Origin of the sequence: Stenotrophomonas sp. JAG2 (assembly GCF_041080745.1) — a bacterium.
Lineage (GTDB): Bacteria > Pseudomonadota > Gammaproteobacteria > Xanthomonadales > Xanthomonadaceae > Stenotrophomonas > Stenotrophomonas maltophilia_AA.
The window spans coordinates 39357-59144 of the sequence record NZ_JBEUMH010000014.1 but is presented as its reverse complement, the minus strand read 5'-3'; the positions used below and the strand labels follow the sequence as shown (position 1 = coordinate 59144).

General features: G+C 66.9%; 16 protein-coding genes. 8 read left to right on the top strand and 8 right to left on the bottom strand.

The window, feature by feature from the left end:
* Nucleotides 1-175 precede the first annotated feature (175 nt).
* A complete protein-coding gene (locus tag AB9O74_RS16340) occupies nucleotides 176-1567 on the top strand; it encodes a class II 3-deoxy-7-phosphoheptulonate synthase (protein ID WP_179460853.1) in 1392 nt (463 codons plus the stop codon).
* Nucleotides 1568-1671: 104 nt separating this feature from the next.
* Nucleotides 1672-2817 carry a mechanosensitive ion channel domain-containing protein gene (locus AB9O74_RS16335; protein WP_176990695.1) on the top strand — a complete coding sequence of 382 codons (1146 nt, stop codon included), beginning with the start codon at nucleotides 1672-1674 and terminating at the stop codon, nucleotides 2815-2817.
* 27 nt (nucleotides 2818-2844) lie between these two features.
* Here AB9O74_RS16335 and AB9O74_RS16330 read toward each other — a convergent pair whose 3' ends face one another.
* The 3 genes from AB9O74_RS16330 to typA are packed head-to-tail and all read right to left on the bottom strand — an operon-like array spanning nucleotide 2845 to nucleotide 6870.
* Nucleotides 2845-4467, bottom strand: a complete 1623-nt coding sequence (locus AB9O74_RS16330; protein WP_369349940.1) for an amidase — start codon at nucleotides 4465-4467, stop codon at nucleotides 2845-2847.
* A gap of 55 nt (nucleotides 4468-4522) precedes the next feature.
* Complete coding sequence (locus AB9O74_RS16325; RefSeq protein ID WP_313209644.1) at nucleotides 4523-5008, bottom strand: DUF2127 domain-containing protein; 486 nt, start codon at nucleotides 5006-5008, stop codon at nucleotides 4523-4525.
* Between the two features lie 14 nt (nucleotides 5009-5022).
* Entirely contained in the window at nucleotides 5023-6870 is a 1848-nt protein-coding gene (gene typA / locus AB9O74_RS16320) for a translational GTPase TypA (protein ID WP_121042902.1), read from the bottom strand.
* Nucleotides 6871-7199: 329 nt separating this feature from the next.
* On the opposite strand from typA, the gene AB9O74_RS16315 reads away from it, so the two are divergent.
* From AB9O74_RS16315 to AB9O74_RS16295, 5 genes are all read left to right on the top strand, one after another.
* On the top strand, nucleotides 7200-7694 hold the full coding sequence (locus tag AB9O74_RS16315; RefSeq protein WP_088435214.1) for a peptidylprolyl isomerase: 495 nt from the start codon (nucleotides 7200-7202) through the stop codon (nucleotides 7692-7694).
* A 63-nt stretch (nucleotides 7695-7757) separates the two neighbouring features.
* Nucleotides 7758-8744 (top strand): malate dehydrogenase, encoded by a 987-nt coding sequence (locus tag AB9O74_RS16310; RefSeq protein ID WP_121042906.1) that lies wholly within the window; start codon nucleotides 7758-7760, stop codon nucleotides 8742-8744.
* A gap of 273 nt (nucleotides 8745-9017) precedes the next feature.
* On the top strand, nucleotides 9018-10895 hold the full coding sequence (prpE, locus tag AB9O74_RS16305; RefSeq protein ID WP_369349939.1) for a propionate--CoA ligase: 1878 nt from the start codon (nucleotides 9018-9020) through the stop codon (nucleotides 10893-10895).
* A 324-nt stretch (nucleotides 10896-11219) separates the two neighbouring features.
* Entirely contained in the window at nucleotides 11220-11714 is a 495-nt protein-coding gene (locus AB9O74_RS16300; protein ID WP_346491280.1) for a hypothetical protein, read from the top strand.
* A 72-nt stretch (nucleotides 11715-11786) separates the two neighbouring features.
* Nucleotides 11787-12848, top strand: coding sequence for a suppressor of fused domain protein (locus AB9O74_RS16295; RefSeq protein ID WP_369349938.1), 1062 nt, complete (start codon nucleotides 11787-11789; stop codon nucleotides 12846-12848).
* Nucleotides 12849-12928: 80 nt separating this feature from the next.
* Here AB9O74_RS16295 and AB9O74_RS16290 read toward each other — a convergent pair whose 3' ends face one another.
* The 5 genes from AB9O74_RS16290 to AB9O74_RS16270 all read right to left on the bottom strand — a co-directional run bounded on the left by AB9O74_RS16290 (nucleotide 12929) and on the right by AB9O74_RS16270 (nucleotide 18252).
* Nucleotides 12929-13540 (bottom strand): glutathione S-transferase N-terminal domain-containing protein, encoded by a 612-nt coding sequence (locus AB9O74_RS16290; RefSeq protein ID WP_346479841.1) that lies wholly within the window; start codon nucleotides 13538-13540, stop codon nucleotides 12929-12931.
* 89 nt (nucleotides 13541-13629) lie between these two features.
* Complete coding sequence (locus AB9O74_RS16285; RefSeq protein ID WP_088435200.1) at nucleotides 13630-14088, bottom strand: cell wall hydrolase; 459 nt, start codon at nucleotides 14086-14088, stop codon at nucleotides 13630-13632.
* Nucleotides 14089-14380: 292 nt separating this feature from the next.
* Nucleotides 14381-16414, bottom strand: coding sequence for an FAD-dependent oxidoreductase (locus tag AB9O74_RS16280; protein WP_369349937.1), 2034 nt, complete (start codon nucleotides 16412-16414; stop codon nucleotides 14381-14383).
* Nucleotides 16415-16517: 103 nt separating this feature from the next.
* A complete protein-coding gene (locus AB9O74_RS16275) occupies nucleotides 16518-17129 on the bottom strand; it encodes a YitT family protein (RefSeq protein ID WP_369349936.1) in 612 nt (203 codons plus the stop codon).
* Nucleotides 17130-17226: 97 nt separating this feature from the next.
* Nucleotides 17227-18252: a zinc-binding alcohol dehydrogenase family protein gene (locus AB9O74_RS16270; RefSeq protein ID WP_369349935.1), complete on the bottom strand. Its 1026-nt coding sequence runs from the start codon at nucleotides 18250-18252 to the stop codon at nucleotides 17227-17229.
* Nucleotides 18253-18624: 372 nt separating this feature from the next.
* Between AB9O74_RS16270 and AB9O74_RS16265 the strand changes: the two genes are divergently transcribed.
* Entirely contained in the window at nucleotides 18625-19716 is a 1092-nt protein-coding gene (locus tag AB9O74_RS16265) for an OmpA family protein (RefSeq protein WP_176990711.1), read from the top strand.
* The last annotated feature ends 72 nt before the right edge of the window (nucleotides 19717-19788 follow it).

The following is a 19788-nucleotide window of genomic DNA, read 5'->3' as shown; positions in this document are numbered from 1 at the left end:
TGGCGAGTGTTACTCCGTAACAAATCATGCGCCTGTCCCACGCCGGTGGACCATGCGCGATCTGGCCGATCGCCGTGGCCTTTCTTCGGCGTTCAGCCTTGCCCGGCATGGCCGCCCCTTTGCGTCGGGGGCCCGCTCTGCGACCATGACCGGCCCCACACCCCGGAAGTCCGTGATGAGCCTGTCCGCCCCGCCCGTAGCCGATCCCGCCGCGACCGCTGTCGACGCTGCCTGGTCGCCGGAGAGCTGGCGTGGCAAGCCCGCGCTGCAGCTGCCGACCTACCCGGACCCGCTGGCGCTGGATGCCGCGCTGCACGAGTTGAAGCGGCTGCCGCCGCTGGTGACCTCCTGGGAGATCCTGGCGCTCAAGCAGCAGCTGGCCGAGGCCCAGGAGGGCAAGCGCTTCCTGCTGCAGGGCGGCGACTGCGCGGAGAACTTCAGCGACTGCGAATCCACCACCATCTCCAACCGGCTCAAGGTGCTGCTGCAGATGAGCCTGGTGCTGGTGCACGGCATGCGCAAGCCGGTGATCCGGGTCGGGCGCTTCGCCGGGCAGTACGCCAAGCCGCGCTCGGCCGACACCGAAACCCGCGACGGCGTGACCCTGCCGAGCTACCGCGGCGACGTGATCAATGCGCCGGAGTTCACCGAAGCGGCCCGCCTGCCGGACCCGCGCCGGATGCTGCAGGCGCACGCGCACTCGGCGATGACGATGAACTTCGTGCGCGCGCTGATCGATGGCGGCTTCGCCGATCTGCACCACCCTGAGTACTGGAACCTGGAGTGGGTGCGGCATTCGCCGCTGGCCACCGACTACCAGAAGATGGTGTCCTCGATCGGCGATGCGGTGCGTTTCATGGAGACGCTGTCCGGCGCGCAGGTGTACAACCTCAACCGGATCGACTTCTACACCTCGCACGAAGCGCTGCTGCTGCCGTACGAGCAGGCGCTGACCCGCCAGGTGCCGCGCCAGCAGGGCTGGCTGAACCTCAGTACGCATTACCCGTGGATCGGCATGCGCACCGCCGCACTCGATGGCGCGCACGTGGAATACCTGCGTGGCGTGCGCAATCCGATCGCGATCAAGGTCGGGCCGTCGGTGCAGCCGGACCAGCTGCTGCGCCTGATCGATGTGCTCAATCCCGATGACGAGCCGGGCCGCCTGAGCTTCATCCACCGCATGGGCGCGGCGCAGATCGCCGAGAAACTGCCGCCGCTGTTGAACGCGGTCAAGCGCGATGGCCGGCGGGTGCTGTGGGTGTGCGATGCGATGCATGGCAATACCGAGAGCACCAGCAATGGCTACAAGACGCGTCGTTTCGACAACGTGCGTGGCGAGGTCGAGATGTCCTTCGACCTGCACGCCGCGGCCGGCACCCGGCTGGGCGGCGTGCATCTGGAGCTGACCGGTGAGGACGTGACCGAATGCACCGGCGGGGCACGTGAGCTGACCGAGCGCGACCTGGAGCGTGCTTACCGCTCCTCGGTGGATCCACGGCTGAACTACGAACAGTCGCTGGAGATCGCGATGGCGATCGTGCGCAAGCAGGCGCACTACGCAGACTGATATCGGTGCGTGTCCTCGACACGCACCTTACATTCGCCTGACACGATGGTCATGGCGGCACCGGCATCCTGTGGACTTCCCCGCGAAGAACACAGGAGCGTGCCGTGACCGTCGACTGGCAGCAGGCAGCGCTGTATCTCTGGCCCATCTCGATCGCGCTGGCGATCGGAATCAGTGGCTGGTGGTTGCTGATGGCGTTGACGCGTCGTCTGAAAGACCGTGATTACCGCCGTGCCCGCATCGCGCGGGTGATCAGCCGGCCCTTGGCGTTCGCGCTGCCGCTGTTGCTGCTGATTCCGGCCCTGGAGGCCACGCCGCTGCAGGAGCACCGGCTCGAGCAGGCACTGCGGCTGCTGCATATCGGCCTGACCGGCTGCTTCATCTGGCTGCTGGTCCGCGCGGTGGCCGCCGGCGAGCAGGCGATCCTGCGCGATCACCCGATGGAGGTGGCCGACAACCTCGAGGCACGCCGCATCCAGACCCAGACCCGGGTGCTGAGCCGTGTGCTGATGGGCGCGATCATCCTGGTGGGTGTGTCGCTGATCCTGCTGACGTTTCCGATGGTCCGCCAGATCGGCACCGCGCTGCTGGCCTCGGCCGGCATCATCGGCCTGGTCGCCGGCATCGCGGCCAAGCCGGTGTTCGGCAACCTGATCGCCGGTCTGCAGATCGCGTTGACCCAGCCGATCCGGCTGGACGATGTGGTCATCGTCGAGGGCGAATGGGGCCGCGTGGAAGAGATCAACAGCAGCTACGTGGTGGTGCGGATCTGGGATGCGCGGCGGATGGTGGTGCCGCTGACCTGGTTCATCGAACACCCCTTCCAGAACTGGACCCGGCGCAGCGCCGATCTGCTTGGCACCGCGTTCCTGTGGCTGGACTACACCGCGCCGATCCCGGCGATCCGCGCCGAACTGGAGCGGATCTGCAAAGGCGAGGCGCTGTGGGATGGCCAGGTCTGCGTGACCCAGGTGACCGAAACCAGTGAACACACGCTGCAGGTGCGTCTGCTGGTGAGCGCGCGCAACTCCGGTGATGCCTTCGACCTGCGCTGCATCGTGCGCGAGCGCATGCTCGACTTCCTGGCGCGCGAGCATCCGCAGGCACTGCCGCGCACCCGTGCCGAGCTCAATCAGGAAGCCACGCCGACGCGCCGCGCGCGTTCGCAGCCGGCCGAGGATGTGCGCTCCCCCGGTGCCGAGGATGGTGAGCCCGCGATCCTGCCGGACCCGGGCGATACCACACGGTAGGTACCGACCGTTGGTCGGTACACGCCCTCAGGGCGCGACGCCGTTCGTCAGCAGGGTATCGGTCTGGAACCGCGGCGGGCGGCGTGCGCGGGTCCGTTGCTCGTAGGCGTAGCCCAGCTCGATCAGGCGCGGCTCGCTCCACGCCGTCCCCATGAACAGCAACCCCAGCGGCAGGCCGTCCACGTGCGCCATGGGCACGGTCAGGCTCGGGTAGCCCGCCACCGCCGCAGCGCTGTAGCTCTCGCCGGGGAAGTCATCGCCGCTGCCCGGCCGGATCGGCCATGCCACGCCGGTGGTCGGCGCCACCAGCGCATCCAGCTTCTGTTCGCGCAGCACCGCATCGATGCCTTCCGGGCCGGCCAGCCGGCGGGCATCGCTGCGCGCGCGGATGTATTCGGGTGTACCCAGGCCCCCCATCGTCGCGGCGGAGTCCATCAGGTCCTGGTCGAACAGCGCCAGTTCCTTGCCCGCATGCTGGCGGTTCCAGGCGATCACGTCGTCCAAGCTCCGCACCGGTGCCCGGTAGGTCGTGAAGTAACGCTGCAGTCCGGCCTTGAACTCGTGCATCAGGACGATCCGTTCGGCATCCTGCCACTGGCCCTGGGTCGGCAGCTGCACCGGCACCACGGTCGCGCCGGCATCGCGCAGCACGGCCACGGCATGCTGCAGGGCCGGGGCGATGCCCGGCTTCTGCATCAGGTCGCCGTACAGCACGCCGATCCGCGCGCCGCGCAGGCCGTCGGCGTTCAAGCGCGAGGTGTAGTCGTAGACCGCACGTCCTGGCATGGTCGCAGTGGCCGGGTCGGCCTCGTCGCGGCCGGCCATGGCGGTCAGCAGGGCGGCTGCGTCGGCCACGCTGCGGGTCATCGGGCCGGCGGTGTCCTGGCTGAAGGAGATCGGGATGATGCCCTCGCGGCTGACCAGCCCGACCGTCGGCTTCAAGCCGACCACGCCGTTGACCGAGGCCGGGCAGACGATGCTGCCGTCGGTCTCGGTGCCGATCGCCGCCACCGCGAGATTGGCCGAGACCGCCACCGCGCTGCCGCTGCTGGAGCCGCACGGGTTGTGGCTGAGCCGGTACGGATTGCGGGTCTGGCCGCCGCGGGCGCTCCAGCCCGAGATCGATCGGCTGGAGCGGAAGTTGGCCCACTCGCTCAGGTTGGTCTTGCCCAGGATCAGCGCGCCGGCCGCGCGCAGGCGCTGGACCAGGAACGCATCGTCCGGGCGGAACCCTTCCAGGGCCAGCGAGCCGGCGGTGGTGCTCATGGGGCTGGCGCCGATGTTGTCCTTGAGCAGCAGCGGGATACCGTGCAGCGGGCCACGCAGTTGTCCCTGGCGACGCTCGGCGTCCAGCTGTGCAGCCTCGCGCAGCGCATCGGGGTTGAGCTCGATGACCGCGCGCAGGCGCGGGCCGGCCCGGTCGAGTCGGGCGATGCGGTCCAGGTAGGCGCGGGTGAGGGTGACGCTGTCCAGCTCGCCGCTGGCCATGCGCGACTGCAGGTCGCTGATGCCGGCTTCGGCGAAGGCGAACGGGAGCGTGGCGCTCGGCGAGGGTGTCGGCGCAGGCGATTCACGGGCATGCAGGGGCGCCGGGCCCGGGCTGCAGCCGGCCAGCGCGATGAGCATCAGCGATGTCAGTGTCAGGCGCATGCCTGTCCCCCCGAACCGGCCGTCAGGCTAACCACCGCGGGCGCCGCTTGGCAACTCAAGCCGTTTGGGCGGCCTTGCCATGGCGTTTGCGGATATCGCGGGCGAGCACGCCGACCACGATCAGATTGATCACCAGCACCGACCACGAGGCCCAGCCCGGGTGACGGAGGATGGCGTAGATATCGAACGGCAGGTAGATGCCGGCAGTGACGCAGCCCAGCCAGGAGGCCCAGGCCTTGGCGCGCCAGAGGCCCCAGGCCTCGAAAAGATGCAGGACGCCGTAGGCGACCATTGCAGCAGCCGCCAGATGCACCGCATCGGGGCTGATCATGTTGAGCAGCGAGGGCAGGGTGCCGTGATCCGGGTCCAGACTGAACCGGCGGATCAGGGCATTGACCGCATCGCGCAGGGGCTGCGGGCCGAGCATTTCCAGCCCGGTCGCAGCCAACAGCGCCAGAACCGCCTTGCTGGCTTCCAGCAAGGCGATCAGGTGAAGCCCCGGATGCTTGTGAGGATCCGGGTTGTAGGGCTTGTCGATCACGACAATGGGTCCGATCAGCCGCCGCGCGATGCCTTCTTGCGGTCGCTTTCGGTCAGGCCCTTCTTGCGCAGGCGGATTTCCTTCGGGGTGATCTCGACCAGCTCGTCGTCTTCGATGAAGTCCAGGGCCTGCTCCAGCGAGTACTTGATCGCCGGGGTCAGCTGGATCGCATCGTCCTTGCCCGAAGCGCGCATGTTGGTCAGCGGCTTGGTCTTGATCGCGTTGACGGTCAGATCGTTGTCCTTGGAGTGGATGCCGACCAGCTGGCCTTCATACACGTTGTCGCCTTCAGCAGCGAACAGCTTGCCGCGTTCCTGCAGCGGGCCCAGGGAGTACGCCGGGGTGGCACCCGGGGCATTGGCGATCATCACGCCGTTCTGGCGCTTGGCGATCGAACCCTGTTCCTTCGGACCGTAATGGTCGAACACATGGAACAGCAGGCCCGAACCCTGGGTCAGGGTCTTGAATTCGTTCTGGAAACCGATCAGGCCACGGGCCGGGATCTGGTATTCCAGGCGGACACGGCCCTTGCCGTCCGGCTCCATGTTCTTCAGCTGGCCCTTGCGGGTGCCCAGCTTTTCCATGACGCCGCCCTGGTGCTGTTCTTCGATGTCCACCACCAGCTGCTCGATCGGCTCCATGGCCTGGCCGTCGATCTGCTTGATGATCACTTCCGGACGCGACACGGCCAGCTCGTAGCCTTCACGACGCATGTTCTCGATCAGCACCGACAGATGCAGTTCGCCACGGCCGGAGACCAGGAACTTGTCGGCGTCTTCCAGCTGTTCGACCTTCAGGGCCACGTTGTGGACCTGCTCGCGATCCAGGCGGTCCTTGATCTGGCGGCTGGTCAGGAACTTGCCACCGGACAGGTCCTTGTTGCCGGCGAACGGCGAGTTGTTGACCTGGAAGGTCATCGAGATCGTCGGTTCATCGACGGTCAGCGCCGGCAGGGCTTCCGGGGTATCCGGGTGGCACAGGGTGTCGGAGATGGTCAGTTCCGGAATACCGGAGATGGCGACGATGTCGCCGGCTTCGGCGGTGTCCTGCTCGATGCGCTCCAGGCCCAGGAAGCCCAGCACCTGCGCGACCTTGCCGTTGCGCTTCTTGCCTTCACGATCGATGACCGCGACCTGCATGTTCTTCTTCAGGGTGCCGCGCTGCACGCGGCCGATGCCGATCACGCCCACGAAGTTGTTGTAGTCCAGCTGGCTGATGCGCATCTGGAACGGACCTTCCGGGTCCACTTCCGGCATCGGCGCGTGCTGCATGATCGCTTCGTACAGCGGGGTCATGTCGCCGTCGCGCACGGTGTCTTCCAGGCCAGCGTAGCCGTTCAGGGCCGACGCGTAGACGATCGGGAAGTCCAGCTGCTCATTGGTGGCGCCGAGCTTGTCGAACAGGTCGAAGACCTGGTCGATCACCCAATCCGGACGCGAGCCCGGACGGTCGACCTTGTTGACCACGACGATCGGCTTGAAGCCCATCGCGAAGGCCTTCTGGGTCACGAAGCGGGTCTGCGGCATCGGGCCGTCCATCGCGTCGACGAGGATCAGCACGGTGTCGACCATCGACAGCACGCGCTCCACTTCGCCGCCGAAGTCGGCGTGTCCCGGGGTGTCGACGATGTTGATCCGGTTCTTGATACCGGTCTTCTTGTCTTCCCAGGTGATGGCCGTGTTCTTGGCCAGGATGGTGATGCCGCGTTCCTTTTCCTGGTCATTGCTGTCCATCACGCGCTCGGCGAGCACGGTGCGCTCGGAGAGGGTGCCGGACTGCTTGAGCAGCTGGTCGACGAGGGTGGTCTTACCGTGGTCGACGTGGGCGACGATGGCGATGTTGCGAAGATTTTCGATAGACATGCGAAAGGGGGCCAGTCGGCGCCGGATTTGGAAAAAGAAGTCCAACATTATACGGCCAAGATGACCAATCGCGAAAAGTGCGTCGCAAGCCTTGCCGGACGGGCATTCAGCTGTGTGAGGGACGCCTGTCCGGGGCGCCGAGATGATGCAGGAAGCACCACCGCCCCCTGAGTCAGGGGGCTGCCGCGAAGCGGCGGGGGTGTGGGTGGTGGTAAGAGGGGCCCGCGGTTCGCGCAGCGAAGCGTGGGGCGGCAGCGCGCATGCGGTGGCGCATACCACGGGTGTATCCTATGGGGCTAACGACAAACCCCCGTACCCCAAGGATTTGCATGTCCCTCATCGCCACTTTCGACACCACCCAGGGCCCGATCAAGGTCGAGCTGTTCGCCGACAAGGCCCCGCTGACGGTCGCCAACTTCGTCAACCTGGTCAAGCACGGCTTCTATGACGGCCTGGTCTTCCACCGCGTGATCCCGGACTTCATGATCCAGGGCGGCTGCCCCAAGGGCCAGGGCACCGGCGGCCCGGGCTACAAGTTCGAAGATGAAAAGAACGGCGTGAAGCACCAGGTCGGTTCGCTGTCGATGGCCAATGCCGGCCCGAACACGAACGGCAGCCAGTTCTTCATCACCCACATCAAGACCGATTGGCTGGACGGCAAGCACACCGTGTTCGGCCAGGTCCTCGACGGCCAGGCCATCGTGGACTCGGTCAAGCAGGGCGACGTGATCCATTCGATCACCCTGGAAGGCGACACCGACGCCGTGCTGGCCGCCCAGGCCGAGCGCGTGGCGGAGTGGAACAAGCTGATCCCCACCGCCTGATCCGATCCCGACGGCCCCCTGTGAAGGGGGCCGTTTTTACGTTTCTTAGCAGAGGAAATCCCCATGAAAGCACCTGTTCGTGTTGCCGTGACCGGCGCCGCCGGCCAGATCGGCTACGCCCTGCTGTTCCGCATCGCCTCCGGCGACATGCTGGGCAAGGACCAGCCGGTCATCCTGCAGCTGCTCGAGCTGCCGGTCGACAAGGCCCAGGCCGCCCTGCGCGGCGTGATGATGGAACTGGAAGACTGCGCCTTCCCGCTGCTGGCCGGCATGGTCGGTACCGATGACGCCGAAGTGGCCTTCAAGGACGCCGATATCGCCTTGCTGGTCGGCGCGCGTCCGCGCGGCCCGGGCATGGAGCGCAAGGATCTGCTGCTGGAAAACGCCAAGATCTTCACCGCCCAGGGCGCGGCGCTGAACAAGGTCGCCAAGCGTGACGTCAAGGTGCTGGTGGTCGGTAACCCGGCCAACACCAACGCCTACATCGCCATGAAGTCGGCGCCGGACCTGAACCCGCGCAATTTCACCGCCATGCTGCGCCTGGACCACAACCGTGCGCTGAGCCAGCTGTCGACCAAGCTCGGCAAGCCGGTCGGTGGCATGGAGAAGCTGATCGTGTGGGGCAACCACAGCCCGACCATGTACCCGGATTACCGTTTCGCCACCGCCGAGGGTGCCTCCATCGCCGAGGCGATCAACGACCAGGAATGGAACGCATCGACCTTCATCCCGACCGTGGGCAAGCGCGGCGCGGCGATCATCGAAGCCCGTGGCTCGTCCTCGGCGGCCTCGGCTGCCAATGCCGCCGTCGACCACATCCGTGACTGGGTGCTGGGCAGCAACGGCAAGTGGGTCACCATGGGCGTGCCGTCCGACGGCTCCTACGGCATCCCGGAAGGCGTGATCTTCGGCTTCGCGGTCACCACCGAGAACGGCGAGTACACCCTGGTCAAGGATCTGCCGGTCGACGACTTCAGCCAGAAGTACATCGACAAGACCCTGGCCGAGCTGGAAGAAGAGCGCTCCGGCGTCGCCCACCTGCTGGGTTGATCGAGCTGCCGCGGTAGGTACCGACCGTTGGTCGGTACGGATTGGAAAAACGCCGGGCACTGCCCGGCGTTTTTTTGTCCGCACCGTCGGCTGCGTATTCCCGGCACGGTCGGTCGCGTATTCCCGGTAGTGCCGGCCGCTGGCCGGCTCTGCAGGTCCCCGGCAGTGCAAGGAGCCGGCCAGCGGCCGGCACTACGTACGACCAAGGTCGGACGGCCCGCGCCTCACCATCGGACTATGCTCGATCCCATGGCTTTGTCTGGGAGGGCTGTCATGCGTTACGAAGATGTCTATCGACGTTCGGTCGATGAACCCGAGGCGTTCTGGGGCGAAGAGGCCCAGCGCATCTACTGGCATACACCGCCGCAGCAGATCCTCGATTACAGCACCCCGCCGTTCCGGCGCTGGTTCGTCGGCGGGGAAACCAACCTCTGCTACAACGCGGTCGACCGCCATCTGGTCGATCGCCCGGATCAGCTCGCGCTGGTCGCGGTCTCCAGCGAAACCGGCGTCACCCGCGAGGTCACCTACCGCGAGCTGCACCGTGAAGTGAATGCCTTCGCCGCCGTGCTGCAGCGGCTGGACGTGCAGCGTGGCGACCGCGTGGTGATCTACATGCCGAACATGGCCGAAGCCGTGTTCGCGATGCTGGCCTGCGCGCGCATCGGTGCGATCCACTCGGTGGTGTTCGGCGGCTTCGCCGCGCACAACCTGGCACTGCGCATCGATGACGCCGAACCCAAGCTGCTGATCGCCGCCGACGCCGGCAAGCGCGGCGGCAAAGTGATTCCGTACAAGGCGATGGTCGATGCTGCCTGCGCCGAAGCCGCTTCGCCGCCACCGCACGTGCTGATCGTCTCGCGCGGTCTGGACCCGGCCGAACCGAAGGTGCCCGGCCGCGACGTCGACTACGCCACGCTGCGTGCCGAAGTGGGCGACCAGGATGTGCCGGTGGTGTGGCTGGAATCCAGCGAGCCGAGCTATCTGCTGTACACCTCCGGCACCACCGGCAAGCCCAAGGGCGTGCAGCGCGATGTCGGCGGCTACGCGGTCGCGATGGCGCAGTCGATGGAGACGGTGTTCGACTGCAAACCCGGCCAGGTTATGTTCTCCACCTCGGATGTGGGCTGGGCGGTCGGGCATTCCTACAACGTCTACGGCCCACTGATCGGCGGCTGCACCTCGCTGCTGTACGAAGGGCTGCCGACCAACCCGGACCCGGGCATCTGGTGGGCGCTGTGCGAACAGTACGGCGTGCGCACGCTGTTCTCCTCGCCGACCGCGATCCGCGTGCTCAAGAAGCACGATACCGATTTCATCCGCCGCCACGATCTGGAAGCACTGAAGTACGTGTTCCTCGCCGGCGAACCGCTCGACGAGCCGACCGCGCACTGGATCAACGACGCACTCGGCAAGCCGATCATCGACAACTACTGGCAGACCGAAACCGGCTGGCCGGCACTGACCCTGCTGCCGGGCGTGGACATGAAACCGGTGCGCTTCGGCTCGCCCGGTTTCCCGAACCTCGGCTACCGGATGAAGGTCATCGATGAGAACACCGGCGAGACCGTCGCGCCGGGGCAGAAGGGGGTGCTGGTGATGATCCCGCCGCTGCCGCCGGGCTGCATGACCACGGTCTGGAAGGACGATGCGCGCTTCATCCAGAGCTATTTCAGCCACTTCAAGGAACTGCTCTACAGCTCGCTCGACTGGGCGATCCAGGACGAAGACGGCTACACCTTCATCCTGGGCCGCACCGACGATGTCATCAACGTGGCCGGGCACCGCCTGGGCACGCGCGAGATCGAGGAGTGCATCGCCGGCCATCCGCTGGTGGCCGAGGCCGCCGTGATCGGGGTCAAGGATGAACTCAAGGGCCAGGTGCCACTGGTGTTCGTCACCCTCAAGCAGGCCCTGCAGGGAGACGGCAGTGCCGTGGCGGCCGAGATGATGCAGCGGGTGACCAACACCCTCGGCGCGGTCGCGCGGCCGGCGCACATCCATATCGTCAACGCGCTGCCCAAGACGCGCTCGGGCAAGCTGCTGCGGCGCTCGCTGCAGGCGCTGGCCGAGGAGCGTGACCCGGGTGATCTGTCGACCCTGGATGACCCGGCGGCGTTGGACGAGATCCGGCGCGCGCTGGGAACCTGACGTGCTGCAGGTCAGCCCGGTCGTGTAGTGCCGCGCCATGCGTTGTCGCGACGCGCACCGGCATTCGACGCGTTCCCCAAGGCCCGTCCTCCTCGGAGAGACGGGCCTTTTTCCTGCCTGTGCGGGGTGCCTCCAGGACCATGCTGCAGTGCATTACCGAGGACGCGAGCGCTCGGGTAAGCTCCGGATGTGATCGCTGGGGACGCGGCGCGCCTGGGGCGGCCACCGACGCCGATCGGCCTGGAAGATGGGAAAGGGGGCGCGTACGAGTCGGCGAACGGCCGGCGCGACGCGCGATGATGCACCACGTGAAAGGGGGAGCACATGGCGTACATCCATGCCAAGACGGCCGCTGGCCGTCAGGAAATCGAGGATCGTGCGCGGCGCCTGCCGCCGGCGCTGCGATCCATTCTGCTGATGGTCGATGGTCAGCGCGATGACACCGCGTTGACCGCGCTGTTGCCGGGCCTCCGTGCGCCGGACGATGCGCTGGCGCAGCTCTCGGCGATGGGCCTGATCGAGATCGTCGGCGGCAGTGCCGCACCGGTCGTCGCCGCGGCGCTGACCGCCGGGCGCGAGCAGGACCCGGAGCTCTACAAGCGTCTGTACGACTGGATGAGCGAATCGGTGCGCAGGCACCTTGGTCTCAAGGGCTATTTCATGCAGTTGAAAGTCGAGCGCTGCACCGATGCCGGCAGCCTGGAGAAACTGTGGCCGGACATGGCCGCCGCGATCAGCAAGGCGAAAAGCCCGGCGCTGGCGAATCGCTGGCTGGAAGAGACGCGCGCGCTGCTGCAGAGCGAGCCCGTGATCGCCTGAGACGGTACGTCGACGGCGGCCAGGCAGCACGCTGTTTAGAATGCGTGCTGTTTCGTGTGCGGGAGAGTAGCGATGGTGGATGAGATCGAGGACGACGGCGCACCCGGGTGGGATGCCATCGATGCCGCGTTGAAGGCGGTGTATACCACGCAGGCGCCGCAGCATTACGGCCCGGTGCTGCGCTCGCTGCTCGGTGGCGAGGATCCGCTGGACGGCATCAGCGCGTACTGGAACGATGCGCCGCTGCCGCACTGGCACTTCGTCAGCTACGGCTTCTCCGAGCTGTATGAAAAGGAGAGCGATGATCCGGCCACCAGTGGCTACGGCTTCGAACTGAGCTTCCGGGTTGCCGCCGCGGCGGGCAGCGAGCCGCCGGCGTGGGCGATGAACTTCCTGCAGAACCTGGCGCGCTACGTGTTCGCCAACGGCAAGGTGTTCCAGCAGGGGCACTACCTCAACGCAGGCGGGCCGATCGCCGCCGACACCGATACGCTGCTGCGGCACATCGCCTTCATGCGCGACCCGCAGCTGCCGCCGCAGGAGACGCCCAACGGTTCGCTGGAGTTCCTGCAGGTGATCGGGCTGACCGATGACGAGATGGATGCGGTGAAGCGTTGGTCGACCACCGGCGTGCTCGAGGCGCTGCTGCCGAAGATGCCGCTGTGGATCACCGATATCGCGCGTGGCTCGTTGCTGGACGACCCCGCGCTCGCTGCTGCGGTGGCCGAGGGCGCGGCACGCGAAGGCTCGCAGACGGCCTATCTGTTCCTGGAAAAGCTGGGTTGGTCGGTGCAGGGCGAGGGCGCTGGGCAGCAGTTGACCATAACGCTGGGCGCGCGCCAGGTGGAATCGCTGCTCGCGCTGCTGCCTGCGCGGTTGCTGTTCGGGCAGCCGTTGACGCTGGTCAGCAACGATCGGCAGATCACGCTGTCGCCGGCCGCGGTCAATGCGCTGGTGGTCGAAGACGAAGCGCTGGACTGCCAGCTGGCGCCGGCCACGGTACAGGCGCTGGTAGCCACGGTCATGCCACGCCGCGGGACCTATGCGATCCCGGGCTGGCCGGCGCTGCAGGTGGTGGTGGAGCCGAGCGAACTGCGCGATGCCGAGGGCAATGTGGTGCGTACGATCGGGTAGAGCCACGCCATGCGTGGCTCCTTGTCCGGCCGGACGCGTGTGTTCTGGCCGGACCGCCTGCAGCCACCCATGGGGTGGCTCTACAGGAGGCCTTCCGCCTTCAGTGCCGCCTGCACGCCGGTATCGGCTTCCATGCGCTGCTTGAAGGCGGCAAGGTTGTCCAGGCCGCTCAGGTCGATCTTCGCGCCCGCAGCCCAGCGCAGGGTGATGTAGAAGTACGGATCGGCGAAGCTGCGGAAGCCGGCCAGCCAAGGGCGGTCGGCCAACTGCGCATCGGCGCGCTCGAACAGGGCGCGCAGGCGCTTGCGGGCGGCGGCGCGGAGCGCGTCGTACTGGGTGTCGTCTTCGATGAAGGTGCCCGGCCCGAACAGCGGCTTGAACGCCGGGTGCAGGTCGGAGTTGACGAAGGACAGCCAACGGGTGGCTTCGGCGCGCTGCTTCGGGCTGCCGTCACCGGTCAGGCCGGCCTGCGGGTAGGTATCGGCGATGTAGCCCATGATGGCCGCGTTCTGGGTCAGCACGAAATCACCATCGACCACCACCGGCACCGAGCCGGCCGGATTGAGGGCCAGGAACGGCGGCGCCTTCAAGGTGTCCTTGTCGAGCAGTTCCACCTCGAACGGCTGGCCGGTCCACTGCAGGGCGATGTGATCGGCGGTGGAGCAGGCTCCGGGCTTGCTGTACAGCTTCATGGGAACTCCGTTGCGGATGGGTGGAAGGTGAGCCGCCCACTATTCCAGAGCCGGCCCCGCATCCTCAACGGTATGGCCGTAACAGATCGTTACGACGCGCGTGGCTTGAGTTTCTGCACGCGGTAGAAGGTGTGATCGCCGATCGTGGCCACCTGGTAGGCATTGCGCCAGCTCGGGTTGGCGATTGCCAAGGCCGCGAAGTGGCTGGCGCCGGGCACGATCTCCTTGCGCTCACCGGCCGGCAGGGCCCAGTTGCGTTCGGCGTCGAAGGCGACGGTCATCGCTTCCTGCCAGGCATCGGCGTTGCCGAGCTGGGTGCCGGGCGCGACGATGGTCGGGGCGAACTGCTTGCGGGCGGTCACCACCTGGCACATCGAGTCGCCCCAGAGGCCGCTGTCCAGGCGGCGCAGCGCCACTTCCGCGACGGCTTGCTGGCCGCGCAGGGTCTGGTCACGCGCTTCGAGGTAGACGGTCGTGCTCAGGCACAACGAATCGGCGGCAGGCTGCGGCAACAACTGTGACAGCCAGAGAATCCAGGCCAGTTTCATAAATCTCCTTGCTCCGTGTGGGCCGCACCTGGCTGTTCCATCCGATCGTGCGGACGGGGCGTGGGTACGACTTGGCGTCATGGGGAGGCGACCATCGGGGCCGCCCGGGGGCGGACCCGAAAGAAGACGTGGGGTCCGCGCGCTCACTCGAACTGGGTGGTGAGCGGGAAAGTTGGCGCACGATAGGGGGGGATTTCCCAATACATCCTGAACCCGAAAGCTTGACATTCAGGTTCGGAGGTGGGGCTGAATCGGCGGTTCAGCCCCGTATTCAGGTCCATTTGGACCCGGATCAGAGGGCAGCGGCGACCCGGCTGCCCTGATCGATCGCGCGCTTGGCGTCGAGTTCGGCGGCGACATCCGCGCCGCCGATCAGCTGTGCCTGGATGCCGGCTGCCTGCAGCGCGGCGTGCAGATCACGGCGCGGTTCCTGCCCGGCGCAGACCACCACATGGCTCACCGGCAGCAGCTGTTCCTGACCGTCCACGCGGATGCGCAGGCCGCTGTCATCCACGCCCAGGTACTCAACGCCACCGAGCATGCTCACGCCCTTGGCCTTGAGCGTGGCGCGGTGGATCCAGCCGGTGGTCTTGCCCAGGCGGGCGCCGGGCTTGCCCGGGCTGCGCTGCAGCAGCCAGACCTTGCGCGCAGGGGCTTCAGGTGCCGGTTTGGCGAGCGCGCCGCGGCCCTCGAACGTCGGGTCCACGCCCCACTCGGCCATCCAGCGCGCCGGATCCAGCGCGGAGGAGGGCCCTTCGTGGACCAGGAACTCGCCGACATCGAAGCCGATGCCGCCGGCGCCGATGATCGCGACCTGCTCGCCCACCTGGACCCTGCCAAGCAGCACATCCAGGTAGCTGACCACCTTGGGATGGTCGGCACCGGGGAAATCGACCCGGCGCGGGGTGATGCCGGTGGCGATCACCACCGCGTCGAAACCGGCCAACGCGGCCACGTCGGCCACGGTGTCCAGCCTCACCTCGACGCCGGTCTCGCCCAGCTTGTGGCGGAAATAGCGCAGCGTCTCGTGGAATTCTTCCTTGCCCGGGATGCGCTTGGCGACGTTGAACTGCCCGCCGATCTCGCTGCCGGCATCGAACAGCGTCACCGCGTGGCCACGCTCGGCAGCCACGGTCGCGCAGGCCAGCCCGGCCGGACCGGCGCCGACCACGGCGATGCGGCGCGGGGCGGTGGTCGGGCGGTAGACCAGCTCGGTCTCGTGCACGGCGCGCGGGTTGACCAGGCAGCTGGCCGTCTTGTTCTCGAATACGTGGTCCAGGCAGGCCTGGTTGCACGCGATGCAGGTGTTGATCGCCTCGGGGCGGCCGGCGCGCGACTTGTTGGCCCACTGCGGATCGGCCAGCAGCGGCCGCGCCAGCGAGACCATGTCGGCACCGCCTGAGGCGAGGATGCGCTCGGCAACGTCGGGCATGTTGATGCGGTTGGTCGCGATCACCGGCACGCGGACATGCGGCTTGAGCTTGGCGGTGACCCCGGCAAAGGCGCCGCGCGGGACCGAGGTGGCGATGGTCGGGATGCGCGCCTCATGCCAGCCGATGCCGGAGTTGATCAGGGTCGCGCCCGCCGCTTCGATGGCCTGCGCCTGCTGCACGATCTCGGCCCAGTTGCTGCCGTCGGGTACCAGGTCCACCAGCGAAAGCCGGTAGATGATGATGAAGTCCGGCCCACAGGCCTCGCGGATGCGCCGCACGATCTCCACCGCGAAGCGCATGCGCTGTGCCGCGTCGCCGCCCCAGCGGTCGGTGCGCTGGTTGGTACGCGGCGCGATGAACTCATTGATCAGATAGCCTTCCGAGCCCATCACCTCGACGCCGTCGTAGCCGGCTTCGCGGGCCAGCGGCGCGCTGCGTGCGTAATCGGCGATATGGCGGTCCACGCCGCGCGCGGACAGCGCCCGCGGGGTGAACGGGTTGATCGGCGCCTTCAGCTTGGAAGGTGCCACCGAGAGGGGGTGGTAGGCGTAGCGGCCGGCATGCAGCAGCTGCAGGCAGATCTTGCTGCCGTTGTCGTGCACGGCCCGGGTGACCTGGCGATGCGGTCGCACCTCCCAGGGCCAGGACAGCTTGCCGCCGAACGGCTTGAGCCAGCCGACCACGTTGGGCGCGAAGCCGCCGGTGACGATCAGGCCGACGCCGCCAGCGGCCCGCTCGGCGAAATACGCCGCCAGCCGCGGGAAATCGCGCGCGCGGTCTTCCAGGCCGGTGTGCATGGACCCCATCAGGACCCGGTTGCGCAGCTGCGTGAAGCCCAGATCGAGCGGGGCGAACAGATGCGGGTAGGCGGAGGATTCGGCGGCTGGCGACATGTGGATACGCTTGCGTACGGAAGCCCGCAGGGTGCCGCGAATGCTTCTGAAGAGCAAGCGGCGGCGCCCGGCCGATGCCGACGCCCGGTCGGCACCGGCGCTGTTACGGCGCGACGGTGGCCGGCGCAGGCTTGCGGATGCCGAACAGCGGCAGGGTGACCCCACACAGCGGGCCGATCAGCAGGGCGAAGGCGAGGGTGCCCACGCCGACGTTGCCGCCCAGCCACCAGCCGATCAGCAGCACGGTGCCTTCGATCGCGCTGCGCACGATCCAGATCGGCCAGCCCGTGCGGGCATGCAGGCCGGTCATCAGGCCGTCGCGGGGGCCGGGGCCGAAGCGCGCGCCGATGTACAGGCCGGTGGCGAGCGCGACCAGCAGCAGGCCGCAGACGAACATCGGGATCTGCCAGGCCAGGCCATGCACCTCCGGCAGCAGCCACAGCCCGAACTGCGCGCTGGGGCCGATCAGCATCACGTTGAGTACCGTGCCCAAGCCGGGCTTCTGCCGGATCGGCCACCACAGCAACAGCACCAGCGCGCCGATCACATTGGTGGCCACGCCGAAGGACAGCGGCGTCTGCAGCGCGATGCCCTGGGAAAGCACATCCCAGGGCGCCACCCCGATCGCCGCGCGGATCATCACCGCCGCGCCGAAGCCGTACAGGAACAGACCGAGCAGGAGTTGCAGCAGGCGCAGGGGCAGGGACGTGGGCATGGCGGATTCACCGGAAGGGCCACTGACTGTAGGCGGCACCGGGCGCCGCCGACAGATACAGATGAAGGCGAATGCGCGCTGACACGTTGCCGCGCGACTACCCCCAGCCGGACAGCACCAGCTTGCCGATCACGCCGCCACCTTCCAGCAGACGGTGCGCTTCGCGCAGGTTCGCGGCGTTGATCGTGCCCAGGTGCGTGTGCGCGGTCGTGCGCAGCTCGCCGGCGTCGATCAGGCTGGCCGCACGGCTGAGGATGCGGTGCTGCTCGATCATGTCCCCGGTCTGGAAACGCGCGCGCGCGAACATGAATTCCCAATGGATGCCGATGCACTTGGCTTTGTAGGGATCGCCGATGCGCAGCGGCCCGCGTGGCTCGACGATCAGGCCGACATGCCCCTGCGGTGCCAGCAGCTCGCCCAGGGTCTCCCAGTAATGATCGGTATCGGCAAGGTTGAGCGCGACCTGTACCTGCGCGATGCCCACTGCCTGCAACTGGGCGGCCAGTGGCTGGCGATGATCGATCACGTGGTCGGCGCCCATCTGCAGGCACCACGCGCGGGTTTCCTCGCGCGAGGCGGTGGCGATCACGGTGAAGCCGGCATGCCGTGCCAGCTGGATGGCGATCGACCCGACACCGCCGGCGCCGCCGATGATCAGCAGGTGCTGGCCGCGATGGCGGCTGTCTTCAAAGTGCAGCGGCATGCGCTGGAACAGCAGTTCCCAGGCGGTCAGCGTGGTCAATGGCAACGCCGCGGCCTCGGCGAAATCCAGCGTGGTGGGTTTGCGTCCGACCAGCCGCTCGTCCACCCAGTGATACTGCGCATTGCAACCGGAGCGGGTGACATCGCCGGCGTAATACACCTCGTCGCCCGCGGCGAAGGCGGTGACGTCGGGACCTACGGCTTCAACGACGCCGGCCGCGTCGTAGCCCAGCACGCGCGGCGGATCCTCCAGCTGCGCGCGCGGGGCGCGCTGTTTGGTGTCCACGGGATTGACCGAAACAGCGTGTACCCGCACCAGCAGGTCACGTCCCTGCGGCGTGCCGGGCGGGGCGATGCTGAGGTCCTGCAGCGCGGCGGGGTCTTCAATCGGCAGATACTGGGTCAATCCCACGGCTTTCATATCGGCTCCGGAACGGGGGAATCTTCCCCATCATACGGATCACGACGTCCCTGTTTTTGCGCTGAATCAAGGCGAAATCGCGATTTGAACCCTAACGTGAAAAATGTGTCGTGACGCCGCCTGAATTGCGCAAAACCCTTGTCATTGCTGGGTCTTGCGGAATTTCATCAACCTGTATAGGGTGCCACCAGCTGGACCCGGTAGAGGTCTGGCGGTCGTCTTCACATGTTACGGGACTGTTAACATCACCTTCACTCGCCTGAGCATAATGTTCGCGGCGGTGGCGTGCTGAATCGGCAGTCTGAAAACGACGCAGTAGTGCTGGCCCATGCCTCTACCGGTTTCATACCCCCGAAATAGGAGCTGTACTCAATGAACAAGAAGATCCTTACTGCCGCGCTGCTGGGCGGTCTGGCTTTCGCCCAGGCTGCATCGGCGCAGGATTTTGACGACCGCTGGTACCTGACCGGTTCGGCCGGCTTCAACTTCCAGGATAGCGACCGTCTGACCAACGACGCTCCGTTCGTTACCCTGGGCCTCGGTAAGTTCATCAGCCCCAACTGGTCGCTGGATGGCGAGCTGAACTACCAGAACCCGAACTTCGATGCCAACCAGGATCTGAACTGGAGCCAGTACGGCGCGTCCGTCGATCTGCGTCGCCACTTCATCCAGGAAGGCCGCGGCTGGAACCCGTACCTGCTGTTCGGCCTGGGTTACCAGAAGTCGGAAGAAGAGTACGCAGCGCTGAACACCAACGGTCCGCGTGAGCGCAAGGACGGCAACTTCGCCGCCAAGCTCGGCGTCGGTCTGCAGACCACCTTCGAAAAGCGCGTCGCCGTGCGTGCCGAAGTGGCCTACCGCGCTGACTTCGACGACCAGAGCATTGCTGCTCCGAGCGAAGACTGGTTCGGCGACGTGCTGGCTTCGGTCGGTGTCGTGATCCCGCTGGGCCCGGCCCCGGTCGCTGCCGTGCCGGCTCCGGCTCCGGTTGCTCCGAGCTGCGCCGATCTGGATGACGACGGTGACGGCGTCAACAACTGCGACGACAAGTGCCCGAACTCGCAGCCGGGTCAGACCATCGGTCCGGACGGTTGCCCGGTCCCGGTGTCGATCGATCTGAAGGGCGTGAACTTCGACTTCGATAAGTCGAACCTGCGTCCGGACGCGGTTGCGATCCTGAGCGAAGCTTCGGAAATCCTGAAGCGTTACCCGGATCTGCGCGTTGAAGTCGCCGGTCACACCGATTCCAAGGGTTCCGACGCTTACAACCAGAAGCTGTCCGAGCGTCGTGCCACCTCGGTGTACAACTACCTGACCCAGAACGGCGTTGACGCTTCGCGTCTGGTCGGTCCGATCGGTTACGGCGAGAGCCGCCCGATTGCGCCGAACACCAACCCGGATGGTTCGGATAACCCGGAAGGCCGCGCCAAGAACCGTCGTACCGAGCTGAACGTCCAGAACTAATCCTTCTGGCGGTACAGTCTCACCAAGCAGGGCCCGGCATTGCCGGGCCCTGTTTTTTTGTGTGTCCGGGGC